Origin of the sequence: uncultured Maribacter sp., assembly GCF_947495965.1 — a bacterium.
Classification (GTDB): Bacteria; Bacteroidota; Bacteroidia; order Flavobacteriales; family Flavobacteriaceae; genus Maribacter_B.
Genome location: NZ_CANMBB010000002.1, coordinates 625,425 through 641,009, shown reverse-complemented (window position 1 = coordinate 641,009; position 15,585 = coordinate 625,425). Strand labels below are relative to the sequence as shown.

15 protein-coding genes are annotated in these 15,585 nt (G+C 30.7%); 9 read left to right on the top strand and 6 right to left on the bottom strand.

From position 1 onward, the window contains the following. Positions 1-3 precede the first annotated feature (3 nt). The 9 genes from coaBC (at position 4) to Q0820_RS07135 (ending at position 9,725) form a co-directional block, all read left to right on the top strand. Positions 4-1,209 carry a bifunctional phosphopantothenoylcysteine decarboxylase/phosphopantothenate--cysteine ligase CoaBC gene (gene coaBC, locus Q0820_RS07175; RefSeq protein ID WP_298486467.1) on the top strand — a complete coding sequence of 402 codons (1,206 nt, stop codon included), beginning with the start codon at positions 4-6 and terminating at the stop codon, positions 1,207-1,209. After that, on the top strand, positions 1,202-2,089 hold the full coding sequence (locus tag Q0820_RS07170) for a DUF4835 family protein (RefSeq protein ID WP_298486465.1): 888 nt from the start codon (positions 1,202-1,204) through the stop codon (positions 2,087-2,089). Before coaBC ends, Q0820_RS07170 begins: the two co-directional genes overlap by 8 nt. Before the next feature lie 56 nt (positions 2,090-2,145). After that, complete coding sequence (gene recN / locus Q0820_RS07165) at positions 2,146-3,804, top strand: DNA repair protein RecN (RefSeq protein ID WP_298486463.1); 1,659 nt, start codon at positions 2,146-2,148, stop codon at positions 3,802-3,804. An 81-nt stretch (positions 3,805-3,885) separates the two neighbouring features. Then, a complete protein-coding gene (locus tag Q0820_RS07160) occupies positions 3,886-4,695 on the top strand; it encodes an SDR family oxidoreductase (RefSeq protein WP_121067438.1) in 810 nt (269 codons plus the stop codon). A gap of 101 nt (positions 4,696-4,796) precedes the next feature. Continuing rightward, positions 4,797-5,813: a glycosyltransferase gene (locus tag Q0820_RS07155; protein WP_298486460.1), complete on the top strand. Its 1,017-nt coding sequence runs from the start codon at positions 4,797-4,799 to the stop codon at positions 5,811-5,813. Further along, the gene (locus Q0820_RS07150) at positions 5,810-6,766 is read left to right on the top strand and encodes a YbbR-like domain-containing protein (RefSeq protein ID WP_298486458.1); all 957 of its coding nucleotides are present in this window, start codon (positions 5,810-5,812) and stop codon (positions 6,764-6,766) included. The genes Q0820_RS07155 and Q0820_RS07150 overlap by 4 nt, the downstream gene beginning before the upstream one ends. Beyond that, positions 6,763-7,347, top strand: a complete 585-nt coding sequence (gene coaE / locus Q0820_RS07145; RefSeq protein ID WP_298486456.1) for a dephospho-CoA kinase — start codon at positions 6,763-6,765, stop codon at positions 7,345-7,347. The genes Q0820_RS07150 and coaE overlap by 4 nt, the downstream gene beginning before the upstream one ends. Before the next feature lie 116 nt (positions 7,348-7,463). After that, on the top strand, positions 7,464-9,008 hold the full coding sequence (locus Q0820_RS07140) for a HAMP domain-containing sensor histidine kinase (RefSeq protein ID WP_298486455.1): 1,545 nt from the start codon (positions 7,464-7,466) through the stop codon (positions 9,006-9,008). 6 nt (positions 9,009-9,014) lie between these two features. Next, positions 9,015-9,725 (top strand): response regulator transcription factor, encoded by a 711-nt coding sequence (locus Q0820_RS07135; protein WP_298486441.1) that lies wholly within the window; start codon positions 9,015-9,017, stop codon positions 9,723-9,725. A gap of 40 nt (positions 9,726-9,765) precedes the next feature. On the opposite strand, the gene miaA is transcribed toward Q0820_RS07135, so the two are convergent. From miaA to Q0820_RS07105, 6 genes are read right to left on the bottom strand one after another with little or no spacing between them, the layout of a single operon-like run. Further along, positions 9,766-10,683, bottom strand: coding sequence for a tRNA (adenosine(37)-N6)-dimethylallyltransferase MiaA (miaA, locus tag Q0820_RS07130; RefSeq protein ID WP_298486440.1), 918 nt, complete (start codon positions 10,681-10,683; stop codon positions 9,766-9,768). Then, on the bottom strand, positions 10,683-11,537 hold the full coding sequence (locus Q0820_RS07125; protein WP_298486439.1) for an ion transporter: 855 nt from the start codon (positions 11,535-11,537) through the stop codon (positions 10,683-10,685). Before Q0820_RS07125 ends, miaA begins: the two co-directional genes overlap by 1 nt. A gap of 3 nt (positions 11,538-11,540) precedes the next feature. Further along, the gene (locus tag Q0820_RS07120; protein ID WP_298486437.1) at positions 11,541-12,908 is read right to left on the bottom strand and encodes an exonuclease domain-containing protein; all 1,368 of its coding nucleotides are present in this window, start codon (positions 12,906-12,908) and stop codon (positions 11,541-11,543) included. A gap of 28 nt (positions 12,909-12,936) precedes the next feature. After that, positions 12,937-13,596: a YggS family pyridoxal phosphate-dependent enzyme gene (locus tag Q0820_RS07115; protein WP_298486436.1), complete on the bottom strand. Its 660-nt coding sequence runs from the start codon at positions 13,594-13,596 to the stop codon at positions 12,937-12,939. A 17-nt stretch (positions 13,597-13,613) separates the two neighbouring features. Beyond that, the gene (locus Q0820_RS07110) at positions 13,614-14,501 is read right to left on the bottom strand and encodes a 3-hydroxybutyryl-CoA dehydrogenase (RefSeq protein ID WP_298486435.1); all 888 of its coding nucleotides are present in this window, start codon (positions 14,499-14,501) and stop codon (positions 13,614-13,616) included. A 1-nt stretch (position 14,502) separates the two neighbouring features. Beyond that, positions 14,503-15,471, bottom strand: coding sequence for a Gfo/Idh/MocA family oxidoreductase (locus Q0820_RS07105; protein ID WP_298486433.1), 969 nt, complete (start codon positions 15,469-15,471; stop codon positions 14,503-14,505). Between the last annotated feature and the right edge of the window lie 114 nt (positions 15,472-15,585).

Sequence of the window (15,585 nt, the reverse complement as noted above, 5' to 3'; positions counted from 1 at the left end):
TTTATGTTAGCTAATAAGAACATCCTTTTAGGAATCACTGGAGGGATTGCAGCTTATAAGACTACATTTCTTGTTCGTAAACTTATTAAAGCTGGCGCCTATGTTAAAGTTGTTTTAACAGAGAGCGCCAGCTCTTTTGTTTCTCCACTTACCTTAGCCACGTTATCTAAAAATCCTGTGGTAACCTCTTTTGTTTCTAAAGAGGAAAACCAAGTAGATTGGAATAATCATGTGGAATTAGGTCTTTGGGCAGATTATATGATTATTGCTCCTGCAACTGCAAATACTATGTCTAAAATGGCTAATGGTACTTGCGATAATTTATTGCTAGCTGTATATTTATCTGCTAAATGCCCTGTTTTTATTGCTCCAGCAATGGATTTGGATATGTATAAACATGGTTCTACAAAAGCATCTTTAACTACTTTAGAGTCTTACGGTAATATAATTATACCTGCTACTTCTGGTGAATTAGCAAGTGGTTTAGTTGGTGAAGGAAGAATGGCAGAGCCAGAAGATATTGTTTCGTTTGTAGAAAATGAAATAGTAAAGAACCTTTCTTTGCGAGGAAAAAAACTTCTAATTACTGCTGGGCCAACGTATGAGGCAATAGATCCTGTTCGTTTTATAGGCAATCATTCCTCTGGTTTAATGGGGTATGAACTTGCAAAAAGTGCTGCAAATTTAGGAGCAGAAGTAATATTAGTTTCAGGGCCATCTAAATACACTGTGGATCACAATTTTATTCATTTGGTAAAAGTAGTTTCTGCAGATGAAATGTATGACGAAGTGCATAAATATTATAAAGAAATAGATATTGCAATTTGTGCGGCAGCAGTAGCAGATTATAAACCTAAAATAAAAGCGACTCAAAAAATAAAAAAGAAACAAGAGGAGTTTTCTATTGAGCTTGTTAAAAATAAAGACATTTTATTCTCTTTAGGAGAGCAAAAAACAAATCAGTTCTTGGTTGGTTTTGCTTTAGAAACAGAAAATGAAGTAGAAAATGCAACTGGAAAGTTAAAAAGAAAAAATTTAGATGCTATTGTTCTTAATTCTTTAAACGATAGTGGTGCTGGTTTTGGAAAAGCAACTAATAAAATCACCTTCATAGATACCAATTTACAGATAAAAACGTTTGAATTAAAAACTAAGGCAGCTGTTGCTCTAGATGTATTAAACGAAATAATTCAAAGACTAGATGCGTAATCTAATTATCGCTATATTTTTTTTAGGTTTTTCTTTGTTTGTAAAAGCACAAGAATTAAACTGTAAAATTACTGTAAACTCTGATCAGGTTTCACAAACCAATCAGCAAATTTTTAAAACTTTAGAACGTTCTTTAAACGATTTTGTAAATAAAACAAAGTGGACAAATAAGGTGTATAAGGAGAATGAACGTATTAATTCTCAGTTGTTTATTACTATCACAGAGTATGAGTCTAACAGGTTTAAGGGTAATATACAAATACAATCTTCTAGGCCGGTTTTTAATACATCTTATGAAACTCCTGTCTTTAATTATAAAGACAATCAGTTAAACTTTGAATACATAGAATTTCAGCCATTGGTGTTTAATGAAAACGTATATGAATCTAACTTAGTAAGTGTTGTAGCTTATTATGTGTATATAATGATAGGGTTAGATGCAGATACATTTGCGTTAGAAGGCGGTAGTGAGTTTTTTAGAAAAGCGCAAAGTATAGTTACGCAAGCACAAGGAGGTAATTCTGCTGGGTGGAGCCAATCATCAGACCGAAGTCGTTTTGAACTTGTAGATAATTTACTTTCTAATACCTATAAAGAGTACAGAGTTGCAATGTACAATTACCATAGAAAGGGATTAGATATTCTTGGGGATAACAATAGTACAGGTAAGCAAATTATTGCGGGTACCATGAACTTGTTTGATACTATGATAAAAAGAAGGCCTAATGCTTTTTTAATGCAAACTTTTTTTGATGCAAAGTCTGAAGAAATTCAAAATATCTTTTCTGGAGGACCAAAAGTGGATGTAGTGAAGCTAAAAGAAACCTTAAATAGGATTGCACCATTATATTCTAGCACCTGGAATGATATTAAATATTAACTCTATTTTTTTACGATAGAATATAGATTACATTTGTAGCAATAAAATTATCTACATTGCTTACAAATTTATCCATAAAAAATTACGCCCTAATAGATCAGTTAAATGTTTCCTTTACCAAAGGATTTACGGTAATTACGGGAGAAACAGGAGCTGGTAAATCTATACTTCTTGGAGGCTTGTCTTTAGTTTTAGGGAAACGAGCAGATTTATCTTCTTTAAGAGATAAAGCAGTTAAATGTGTTATAGAGGCAGAATTTAATATAGAAAAGTATAATTTAAAATCTTTCTTTACGAAACAAGATTTAGATTATGAGAGTACCACAATTATACGTAGAGAAATACAACCAAGCGGAAAATCTAGAGCATTTGTAAATGATACACCGGTAACCCTAGATGTACTATCAAGATTAGGAGAAAAACTAATCGATGTGCATTCCCAACATCAAACTCTACAATTAGGAGATAATAATTTTCAGTTAAAAGTAATAGATGCTTTAGCAGATAACTCTAAAATTTTGGAGAAATATGCTGCTGCCCTAAAATTATATCAATCTTTAGTTAAAGAATTAGAAGAACTTATTGTATTTCGTGATAACGCTTCTAAAGAGCAGGATTATAATAGCTTTTTATTAAAAGAATTAGAGGCTGCACCATTAAAAGAAGGAATTTTAGAAGAATTAGAGCAAGAATATGAGCAGCTTAATAATGTAGAGCTTATCATGGAGCAGTTGGCTGCTGGTAATCAATTACTTAATGAGGAACAAATAGGGGTAATAGGAGCGCTTTCTCAATTAAAACAAGTAACTACTAAGTTGTCTAATTTTAGTACTAAATACAATTCTTTAAATGAAAGAGTACAATCTGTTTTTATAGAGATAGATGATGTTGCTACAGAATTACAAGATTATATAGAGAATACCGAAGCAAATCCTAAAGTTTTAGAAGAGGTTAACGCAAAACTTCAGTTGTTGTATGATCTTCAAAAAAAGCATAGTGTTTTAACTATAGAAGAATTAGTTGCTGTAAGGGAAGATTTAAGTGAAAAAGTTTCTACTACAGAGAATATAGAATCTACAATTAAAGAAAAAGAAGAAGCGCTTTCTAAGCAAAAAAATGTTTTAGAAGACATTGCTATAAGCTTACGAAAAAGAAGACAAAAAGTATTACCTAGTTTAAAAAAACAATTAGAAAATTCATTAAGTACTTTAGGAATGCCAAGTGCTTCCTTTACTATAGAAGTTAATAAAGCAGAGGCCTATAAAGCATTAGGTAAAGATGATTTAGTGTTTTTGTTTTCTGCCAATAAAGGAGGTAATTATGGAGAACTAAAAAAAGTAGCTTCAGGTGGTGAACTTTCTAGAATTATGTTGGTAATAAAAGCAATATTAGCTAAATATGAAGACTTACCAACGATAATGTTTGATGAAATTGATACAGGGGTTTCAGGTGAAATATCTGGACAAATGGGAGTTATTATGAAGAATATGAGTGCAGATATGCAAGTTTTTTCTATAACGCATTTACCGCAAGTTGCATCTAAAGGAAACCAACATTATAAAGTACGTAAAACAGAAGATAAACAAGGAACTACAACTAATTTATATGTGCTATCTGAAGAAGAAAGAGTAGTGGAGTTAGCAGAAATGTTAGGAGGAAAAGAACATTCGGATTCTGCAATTGCACATGCAAAGGAATTATTAAGTGGAGCATAGATATTTATAGGTGCTTAACTACTATTTTTTTAACATATTTTAAATATCTTTGATTTTTATAAAAAACCTAAGAACAGGAAAATGGCATATAATTTATTAAAAGGCAAAAGAGGAATTATTTTTGGAGCATTAGATGAAAATTCTATTGCATGGAAAACAGCATTAAGTGTACATGCAGAAGGAGGTACTTTTGTTTTGACCAATGCGCCAATTGCTTTACGTATGGGTCAATTAAAAGAACTTGGAGAGCAAACAGGTTCGGAAATTATACCTGCAGATGCAACTAGTGAGGAAGATTTAAAAAACCTTGTAACAAAATCTATGGAGATTTTGGGAGGTAAAATAGATTTTGTTTTACATTCTATAGGAATGTCTGTAAATGTTCGTAAAGGAAGATCTTATATGGATGAGAACTATGACTTTACTGCTAAAGGTTGGGATATATCTGCGTTGTCTTTTCATAAGGTAATGCAAACATTATATAAGAATGACGCTATGAGCGAGTGGGGAAGTATTGTTGCCTTAACGTATATGGCAGCGCAAAGAAGTTTTCCTGATTATAATGATATGGCAGATAATAAGGCATATTTAGAATCTGTAGCACGTAGTTTTGGTTATTTCTTTGGGAAAGATAAAAAAGTAAGAGTTAATACTATTTCACAATCTCCTACTGCAACAACTGCTGGTCAGGGAATTAAAGGGTTTAATGGCTTTATTAATTTTGCAGACCAAATGGCACCATTAGGTAACGCAACAGCGCAGGATTGTGCAGATTATACCATAACATTATTCTCGGATCTTACCCGTAAAGTTACTATGCAGAATTTATTTCATGATGGTGGTTTTTCTAATACAGGAGTTAGTAGAGAAGTAATGGATAAGTTTGAATAAAGTTATTTTATATAAATAATTTTTAAGGTTGACTTTTGGGAATACTATTCCTGGAAGTCAATTTGTTTTTTTACGTAAATTTACTCACAAATTAGGTTTCTATGGATTTGTCTTTTTCTTTTATTGTTCCTGTTTATAATAGGCCTAATGAGGTTTTGGAGCTCTTAGAAAGTCTTTCTAAGCAAACGTATGTAAAACCTTTTGAGATAGTACTTATAGAGGACGGTTCTACAGTTTCTTCAGAAAATGTGGTACAAAGTTTTGCATCAAAATTAAATATATCTTACTATAAGAAATTTAATTCTGGCCCAGGAGATTCTAGAAATTATGGAATGCGAAGAGCAAAAGGAAATTATTTTATAGTGCTAGATTCCGATTGTATAATTCCGCCTCAATATTTAGAAGTAGCAGAAAAATCTTTGCAAGAAAATTTTGTACACTGTTATGGAGGTCCAGATGCGGCACATGAATCTTTCTCTACAGTGCAAAAAGCAATTAATTATGCAATGACCTCTTTTTTTACTACAGGAGGAATAAGAGGTGGAAAAAAGGCAGTAGACAAGTTTCAGCCTCGTAGTTTTAATATGGGGATCTCTAAAGAAGCATTTGAGAATGTAGGCGGTTACGGTAATATTCACCCAGGAGAGGATCCAGACTTAACCATACGTATTTGGAATAAAGGTTATGATACAAAACTAATACCAGAAGCATATGTGTATCATAAAAGAAGAATAGATTGGAATAAATTTTATATACAAGTAAATAAGTTTGGGATGGTTAGGCCAATTTTAAATAAATGGCATCCAGAAACACAAAAAATAACATATTGGTTTCCTACGCTATTTTGTATTGGTTTTATAGTTTCTATTTTATTACTGTTATTTGGTATTTGGATTCCTTTAGCATTTTATAAAATCTACTTTGTAGTATTGTTTTTTAATTCTTTAGTACAGAATAAGAATTTTAGTGTTGCAGCGCTCTCTTTGGTTGCTGTGGTTATTCAGTTTGTAGGTTATGGATACGGTTTTTTAAAATCTACTTTTTGGATTAACTTTAGTAAAAAGAAACCAAGAGAAATATTTCCAAATTTGTTTTTTAAAACTAACAGTATACTTTGATAAAAAAAATAGGCAAACATTTAAAGAAGAGAAAAGTAAAAATATTTTCTATTTTTTTACTAGTTTCTAGTTTAGCTTGGTTTATAAATAAACTATCAGAATCTTATACAAGTAACACAACGTTTAAATTAAAATATTATAATGTCCCTGAAGGGTATCTTTTAAAGTCTGTTACAAAAGAAAATTTAGATGTAAAGTTGCAGGCTATAGGCTTTCAGTTTTTAAGTTTTGGGTTAAGTGCTAAAGAAATAGCTATAGATTTATCGGAAGAAGAAGTAAAGAACTCTAAGTTTAGTTTATCTGTAAAGCAAATACAAAAACAAGTGGAAAAAGCTTTGCCAAATTCTATGGTTTTAAAGGATTTGGATAAGGAGAATATAGATTTTGAGTTGGTTAAAATAATAACGAAATCTATTCCAGTAAATGCCAATATAAAACTTACACTTCAAAAAAATTGTATGTTAGATGGTGCTATTGTTTTAGAACCTAATAGTATTGAAGTTACGGGATCAGAAAATGAAATAGATACCTTACGGAATTTAAAAACAGCTTTAATAGAGTTATCCAATATTGGGGAAGACTTTTCTAAAAGAACTAAAATAATAACTCCTAAAGTATTAAAAAATACAACTTATAGTACAGAGAATATTATTGTAAAAGGCGATGTTTCTCGTTTTTCAGAAAAAATAATTAATAATATTCCTATTAAGGTTGTTAACTTGCCTAAAGATACTATAGTAAAGATTTTCCCAGACAGAGTTAAAATTCTATGTAAAGCAAAATTAGAAGTATTAAAAAAAATATCGGAAAAAGATTTTGTTGTCACAGCAAATTACAATAACATGCTACAAGGCAAAGAAAAAGTAGCACTGAAAATTATTAGTGCGCCAAATGAAGTTTATAGTGCAACTCTTATAGAAAACAAAGCAACCTACATTATTAGTAAACAATGAAAATAATTGGTTTAACAGGAGGTATTGGTAGCGGAAAAACTACTGTGGCAAAATTATTTGTAGCATTGGGTGTTCCTGTTTATGATTCAGATAAGGAGGCTAAAATTTTAATGAATACCTCTAAAGTTTTGATTAAAGAAATTAAGGAATTACTAGGAGAAGAGGCGTATAAGGAATCGGAATTAAATAGACGCTATATTGCTGGGAAAGTTTTTAAGGACAAAAAATTATTACAAAAACTTAATGCTATAGTGCACCCAGCTGTACGAGAAAATTTTTTGCAGTGGGTAAGTGAACAAAATACTTCATACGTAATTCAGGAAACAGCACTTTTGTATGAAAACAATGCAGCCTCATTATATGATGCTGTAATTTTAGTTACAGCTCCGGAAGAACTTAGAGTAGAGCGAGTTTTACATAGAGACGCTACAAGTAAGGAAGCTGTTTTAGCTCGTATTAATAATCAATTAAGTGATAAAGAGAAAATAGCAAAGGCAAATTTTATCCTAGAGAATATTGATATTAAAGAAACAGAACAAAAAGTAGAAGCATTGCATAAGTCTCTGCTTGTATATAGCTAGCATAGAGAGATTTTAACATTTTTGTTAAGGTTAGGTTAAAGGTGCAATTTTCTATAGGTTAAATCTTAATTTTACAAAGAATGAATAAGAGGTTGTTTGTTATTTTAGTTGTCTTAATGAGCCTCTCACTTGTTGGAATTATTTTTGTTCAAATCTTTTGGATCAAACAATCTGTAGAAGATAAGGAAGAACAATTTTCCAATACAGTGTCAGAAGCTCTTAATAATGTTACAAATAAAATAGCTAGTAGAGAAACAAGAAACTATTTTGATAGGTATTTTAATCTTAGAGATAGTATAGGAAAGCCTAAGAGTTCTCACTTAAGGAATTTCTTTTTTATAGATAGAGATATAAATTCTAATGAGATACGGATGTATTCACATGGTATCTTAGAAGAAGATTATAATATAGCATCTACGTTCTTTGACAATGGAAGTATAGATACCGTAACAACAATTAAAAACTATACAAGTAAGCGTACCACTGCAATTTATAAAGAAAATATAGGTCTAGATGGGAAGCAGTATGAATTAAATGCAGTTCAGAAATTTGAAAAAATTGGGGGCTTATCTGAAATAGAAAGGGCGCAAATGGAGGATGTTTTTAGCGAATATGCTAAAAAAGTACCTATTCATAGAAGAGTTTCTACGCAGGAAATAGAGTTGTTGTTAGACCGTGAATTAAAAAATAGAGGATTAAATGTAGATTTTGAATACGGAGTTTATAGTAAAGGTTTGCCAACAAAAGTAAAATCTAAAAAATTTAAGTATACCAAAACTAATATTTACCAATCGCCTATTTTTAAAGATTTAGAAGGGAATTCTAATTTTTCTTTGCTTATTAATTTTCCGAAGAAAAAAAGATTTTTAATACAATCTATTTTAGGTATGGCAGGTTTATCCTTGTTATTTACCTTAATTATTGTTCTAGCATATGCAGGAGCTATATACCAGTTAATACAGCAAAAACAAATATCTGAGATTAAGACAGATTTTATAAATAATATGACGCATGAGTTTAAAACCCCCATTGCAACTATTAATTTGGCAGTAGAAGCTATTAAGAATCCTAAAATAATAGAAGATAAAGAAAAAGTAATGCGGTATTTGCAAATGATACGGGATGAAAATAAGCGTATGCATGCGCAAGTAGAAAATGTATTACGAATATCTAAATTAGAAAAAAACCAGTTAGATATTAGTAAGGATAGGGTAGATGTACACGAGATAATAGACGATGCAATAGCGCATGTAGAATTAATTGTTGAAGATAGAGGAGGTTATATAAATACACATTTAGAAGCACAAAGAACAGATGTTTTGGCTAATGAAATGCATTTTACAAATGTAGTTGTAAATGTTTTAGATAATGCAATTAAATACTCAGTAGAAGCACCAAGGATTGATGTGTATACAGAAATTGCGAAGAGTAATATAATAATAAAAATAAAAGACCAAGGCTCAGGAATGAGTAAAGCGGTTTTAAAGAAAGTGTTCGAAAAATTTTATAGAGAACACACAGGAGATATTCATAATGTAAAAGGGCACGGCTTAGGGCTTTCTTATGTTAAAAAAATAATAGATGATCACCAAGGTGAGGTTTATGCAGAAAGTGAAAAGGGAAAAGGAAGTACTTTCTATATAAAGTTACCGTTAATTTAAAATAATATGGAGACAGTAGAGAAAAAAATATTATTAGTAGAAGATGATCCAAATTTTGGTATTGTTTTAAAAGATTACTTGGCAATGAATAACTTTGATGTTACGCTTGCTAAAAACGGTATGGAAGGTTTTGAGAAGTTTAAAAAGGATAATTATGACGTTTGTATTTTAGACGTAATGATGCCTTATAAAGATGGGTATACTTTAGCAAAAGAGATTAGAGAAAAGAACGAGAATGTTCCTATTGTTTTCTTAACTGCTAAAACAATGAAGGAAGATGTTTTAAAAGGATACAAAGCTGGTGCGGATGATTATTTAAACAAGCCTTTTGACTCTGAAGTGCTTTTAATGAAACTTAAAGCAATACTTCAAAGAAAGACATCTAATACATTGGCAGATAGTAGAAAATTTGAATTTGTAATTGGTGGATTTCATTTAAACTCTAAACTAAGATTTTTAAAATTTGGGGAAGAAGAGGCAGTAAAACTTTCTCCTAAAGAAAATGAGTTGTTGCGTTTATTGGCCTTACACGAAAATGATTTAATGCCTAGAGAATTAGCGCTAACAAAAATATGGAGAGACGATAATTACTTTACCTCTAGAAGTATGGATGTTTATATAGCAAAACTTAGAAAATATTTAAAAAAGGACGATTCTGTAGAGATTCTAAACATCCACGGAGAAGGGTTTAGATTAGTAGTAAAAACAGAAGAATAATCTCTGTATTTTAAAAAGATAAAAAAGCATCTAAATATTTTTAGATGCTTTTTTCTTTTACGTGTTTTTCTAATGTACTTAAAAATGTGTTCCAATCATAATTAAAATCAACCCAAAGGGTGTCTTCATTTTTTTTAAACCAAGTTTGTTGTCTTTTGGCAAATCGGCGGGTATTTTTTTTAATTTCAGAAATAGCAAACTCTAAAGTCCACTCTCCATTTAAATAATTAAATAACTCTTTGTAGCCAACAGTATTTAAAGCATTTAAGTGTTTTTTACTTTCCAAAGATTTAACTTCTTCTAAAAGTCCTTCTTGTAGCATAATATCTACTCTTTGGTTTATACGGTCGTAAATTATTTCTCTATCTGCAGTAAGTCCTACTGTAATTACATTAAAAGGCCTGTTTTCTTTTTTATCCGTAATGAAAGAAGAATAAGGTTTATTTGAGCCAATACAAATCTCTAAAGCCCTAATTACTCTATGTGGGTTTTCTTTGTCTACCGTAGCATAGTATTTAGGGTCTAATAGTTTTAATTGCTCTTGGAGAGTACTAATGCCATCATTTACTAAAATATTATTTAGTTCTTCTCTTATTTTAGGTGCTACTTTTGGAAATTTATCAAAGCCTTTAGTTATAGCATCTACATACAATCCGCTACCACCAACTAGTACAACAATAGAATGCTTTTTGTGAATTTCTGCAATACAAGAAAGTCCTTCTTTTTCAAAATCTCCAACGGAATAGGGGTCTGCAATACTTTTATTTTGTATAAAATGGTGCTTAACTGCTTGTAATTCCTCTTTTGTAGGAACAGCCGTTCCAATACACATTTCTTTAAAAAATTGTCTAGAATCTGCAGAAACAATTTCAGTATTAAAATGCTGCGCTATTTTAATTGCTAGTTTTGTTTTTCCTATAGCTGTAGGTCCTACAACAGAAATAATGGTGTTTTTCATTATATGATTCCTCCGCAATTGTAACAATGTTTGGCATTGTCTCTATGGCCTTCCGCAGAGCAATTTGGACAACTTTGTGTGTTTGTATGTACAAAGTTACTTCCATTATCAACGGCATTACCTTTTTGTTTGTTGTTTTTAGCAAACTCAGTAGTTACAATTCCAGTAGGAACCGCAATAATGCCATAACCTAAAATCATAATTAATGTTGCAATAAACTGACCCCAATGTGTTTGCGGTGCAATATCTCCGTACCCAACGGTGGTTAAGGTAACTATTGTCCAATAAATACTCCTAGGTATGCTCGTAAACCCTGTATCATCACTTTCTATATAATACATTAGAGTACCCATTATTATGGATAGAATGATTACTACATATATAAAAACAGCAATCTTTGCTCTACTGGCTTTTAATGCCCTAGTTAATTCGGATGCTTCTCCAATAAATTTCACGAGTTTTAATATTCTAAAAACACGTAATAACCGTAAAGCTCTAACGGCTAAAAATATTTGGGAGCCTGCAAAAAAGTAAGAAATGTATAAAGGGATTGTAGATATAAAATCTATAATACCATAAAAACTAAAAACATATTTTAAAGGTTTTTTTATACTTATTATTCTTAGAATATATTCTATACTAAAAAAAATAGTAACTACCCATTCAAAAGCATATAGGGCATCATGATACTTAGCATCAATCTCTTTTACGCTTTCTAACATTACTAATATTACACTTATTATAATCAGAATAAAAAGAACAATATCAAACCATTTACCCATAGGAGTATCTGCTTCATAAATAATCTCATGAATTTTATTCTTCCAAGTAGTGTTAGTTTTTTTTGTGTTCAAAATTTAGGGGTTCAATTCTATAATCTTTACAACTCTCTTTTTTCTAAGATAAGTTTCAATTAAATGTATGGCATTTTTGCCACCATTCATAGGTGTTATGATAGATTCTAATATGTTTAAATTATTTATTTGAAAATTTAAATCATAAAATCCTAACCCTATAAAAATACCATCTTTTATTAAAATAGCGCTATATTCTCCAATTTCTCTTCCTTTGTCAACAATAATTATGCTTTTATTATCAAGACTATATTTATTAATTACCATTAGTGCTCTCTGGTTATACTCTGTAACAAGTTCCTTTTCTATACAAGCTCCATTACATTTATTTTCATCGTATTTAGAACAGTTTTTTTTAGCTTCTGATACTCCATTTATTTTATCACATAAATTAAATTCTTCATTTATTTTATAGATAAAATTTTTAGCGCCATGAATACTGTTAAAGGTTGTAAGATTGGGTCTATTGCCAGAAATATGACTTGCATTAAAACTAATGTAGCCTTCTTTTGTTTCTCCTTGATATACCGCGTGTGAGTATATTTTTGGTTTATTCTTATTGTTGTATCTAGGTTTTGTTTTGTTTTGCTCTTCTAGCTCTTTTAATAGAGCTATTAGTTCATTTCCTGTTTTCTCGTAAGTAACTTTCTTTGTTTCTTTTTGAAGTTTACGAGCTCTATCTCCTCTTTTTGTAAAATGAACATTAACTCTTTTTTTAATGTTTTTACTGTGTCCTAAAAAGAGAATTTCTCCGTCTTTATTATGCATGTAATAAACGCCAACATCAGAAGGTAGGTCTTCTATAATATGAAGTTGCTTTTCTGAAAGTTCTCCATGGGTTTCTTTTCTTATTACAGTTTTAAGGATTTCTTTATCGGTATCTTTAGCAAGTAGTAATTTAAATAATTTTACTGTAGCTAAGGCATCTCCATTAGCTCTGTGTCTATCACTAACAGGTATACCTAATGATCTTACTAATTTTCCTAAACTATACGATTCAGCATCTGGTAGTAACCTTTTTGAAAGTTCTACAGTGCACAAGGTTTTTCTTTCAAAATTGTATCCCAGTCTTTTAAATTCAGTTCTTAATATTCTATAATCAAACTGCGCATTATGTGCAACTATTACCGCACCTTCGGTAATTTCTATGATACGTTTGGCAACCTCATAAAATTTAGGTGCTGTACGTAGCATTTTGTTGTTTATTCCTGTAAGCTTAACTACAAAGGGTTGTATTTCTTTTTCAGGATTAACTAAACTAATGAACGTATCTATTACTTTGTGTCCATCAAATTTATGAATAGCAATTTCTGTAATACCTTCTTCATTGTATTTTCCGCCTGTGGTTTCTATATCTAGTATTACGTACATTAAGTTACTTTTTTAAGCGTGTTTGGTGTTACTTATAATTTCTAACTCCAAAAATACTACTGCCTATTCTTACCATGGTGCTTCCTTCTTTTATAGCTATTTGGTAATCTCCACTCATACCCATAGATAAGATTGTAATGGTAGGAATACTATTTTTTGTATTGTTGTAAATGGATTTTAAAGAATTGAATTCTTTTTTTATTTGACTCTTGTCACTTGTAAAAGTAGCCATTCCCATAAGTCCTTTTATTTGAATATTCTTTAATTTTTTAAAATCTTCTGAATTTAAAAGTTCATTAAGTTCTTCTTCATTTAACCCAAATTTGGTTTCTTCGGTTGCAATATGAACTTGTAAAAGGCAAGGAATTATTCTGTTGTGTTTTGCTGCTTGTTTATTAATTTCGGTAAGTAGCTTTAAACTATCTACCCCATGAATTAAAGAAACAAATTTGGCCATGTACTTAACTTTATTGCGTTGTACATGCCCAATCATGTGCCATTCTATGTCTTTAGGAAGTGTTTCCCATTTTTGCACCATTTCCTGAATCTTATTTTCGCCAAAAATGCGTTGACCAGCGTTGTAAGCTTCTTGTAAATCTGGAATAGGCTTTGTTTTAGAAACAGCAACTAATGTAACTTCATTAGGTATTGTGTCTTTTATGTTTTGTAAATTTTGCTTTATAGACATAGAGGTAAAATGCTATTTTAAGCAAATTGCTTTGCTATTTTTTCTGCTTTTTTAGATTCGGAATAATCATAAAAACCTTCTCCTGATTTTACACCGAGTTTGCCTGCCATGACCATATTTACCAAAAGTGGACACGGAGCATATTTTGGGTTTTTAAAACCATCATAAAGTACATTAAGAATAGATAAACATACATCTAAGCCTATAAAATCTGCTAATTGTAAAGGCCCCATTGGGTGCGCCATACCTAATTTCATAACGGTATCAATTTCGGATACTCCTGCAACTCTGTTATATAATGTTTCTATTGCTTCATTTAGCATAGGCATTAAAATACGATTGGCAACAAAACCAGGATAGTCATTAACTTCGGTTGGAGTTTTTCCTAATTGTAGTGAAACGTCCATTATGGTTTTTGTAGTATCGTCTGATGTGTTGTATCCTCTAATAATTTCTACTAATTTCATGATAGGAACAGGATTCATAAAATGCATTCCTATAACCTTATCAGGTCTATTCGTAACTGCTGCAATTTTGGTAATAGAAATAGAGGAAGTGTTTGTTGCTAGAATAGTATTTTCTTGGCAAACTTCATCCAATTCTTTAAATATTTTTAGTTTTAAATCGGTTCTTTCTGTAGCTACCTCTACTACTAAATCTGTGTTTTTAACACCATTAGGAATAGAAGTGTATGTTGTAATATTTTCTAATGTGTTTGTTTTAACATCTTCCGTTATTTTTTCTTTAGAAATAAGACGGTCTAAATTTTTAGTAATTGTAGCAATACCTTTTTCTAAAGATGCCTCAGATATATCTATAAGATTAACCTTAAAATTATTTTGAGCAAATACATGAGCAATACCATTACCCATTGTTCCTGCTCCAATAACAGCAATATTTTTCATACTAAATGTGATTAAAAGATTCTATAATTTCTAATGCAACTTTTAAAGCTGCAGTACCGTCTTGTAGGGTTACAATAGGGGTGGAGTTAGAGTTTATTGCATCTGCAAAGGTTTCTAATTCGTCTAAAATTGCGTTGTTTGTTTCTATTTCAGGATTTTCAAAATAAATTTGTTTTTTTTCTCCTTCTGCATTTTGTAAAATCATATCAAAATCGCCAGCTTTTTCGGGGGCATCTTTCATTTTTACAACTTCTACTTTTTTCTCTAAAAAATCTACAGAGATATAAGCATCTTTTTGAAAAAATCTAGACTTACGCATGTTTTTTAAAGAGATTCTACTAGCTGTTAAATTAGCAACACAACCATTTTCAAATTCTAAACGTGCATTTGCAATGTCTGGAGATTTACTGATAACCGAAACGCCACTAGCATTTATTTTTTTTACTTTAGATTTTACAACGCTTAGAATAGCGTCTATATCATGAATCATTAAATCTAAAACCACAGGTACATCTGTTCCTCTTGGATTAAATTCTGCCAAACGGTGCGTTTCAATAAACATAGGAGAGTCTATGCTATTTTTAACAGCAGAGAAAGCTGGGTTAAACCTTTCTACATGGCCAACTTGTCCTTTTACATTATTTTTAGTGGCCAAAGAAATAAGTTCTTCGGCTTCTTCTAAAGTATTTGTTATTGGTTTTTCTATAAATATGTGTTTGCCTTTTTCTATTGCTTTTTTAGCACAGTCATAATGAGAAAGAGTAGGAGTTACTATATCTACAACATCTACAACATCTATAAGTGCGTTTATATTATCAAAATATGTGTACCCAAATTGATCGGCTACTTTTTTGCCATTTATTGCATCAGGGTCATAAAAACCAATTAAGGTATATTTATTAGATTCGTTTAATAATCGAAGATGAATTTTTCCTAAGTGACCAGCGCCAAGAACACCAACTTTAAGCATAAGTTTCGTTTTTTCAAAAATACGGATACTTTAGAAGTTTATTGTCTTGATATTTTAAAACTTTATGGTTATAATAATACAAATGTTAGATATTAAAAATATACCAAGAAATAG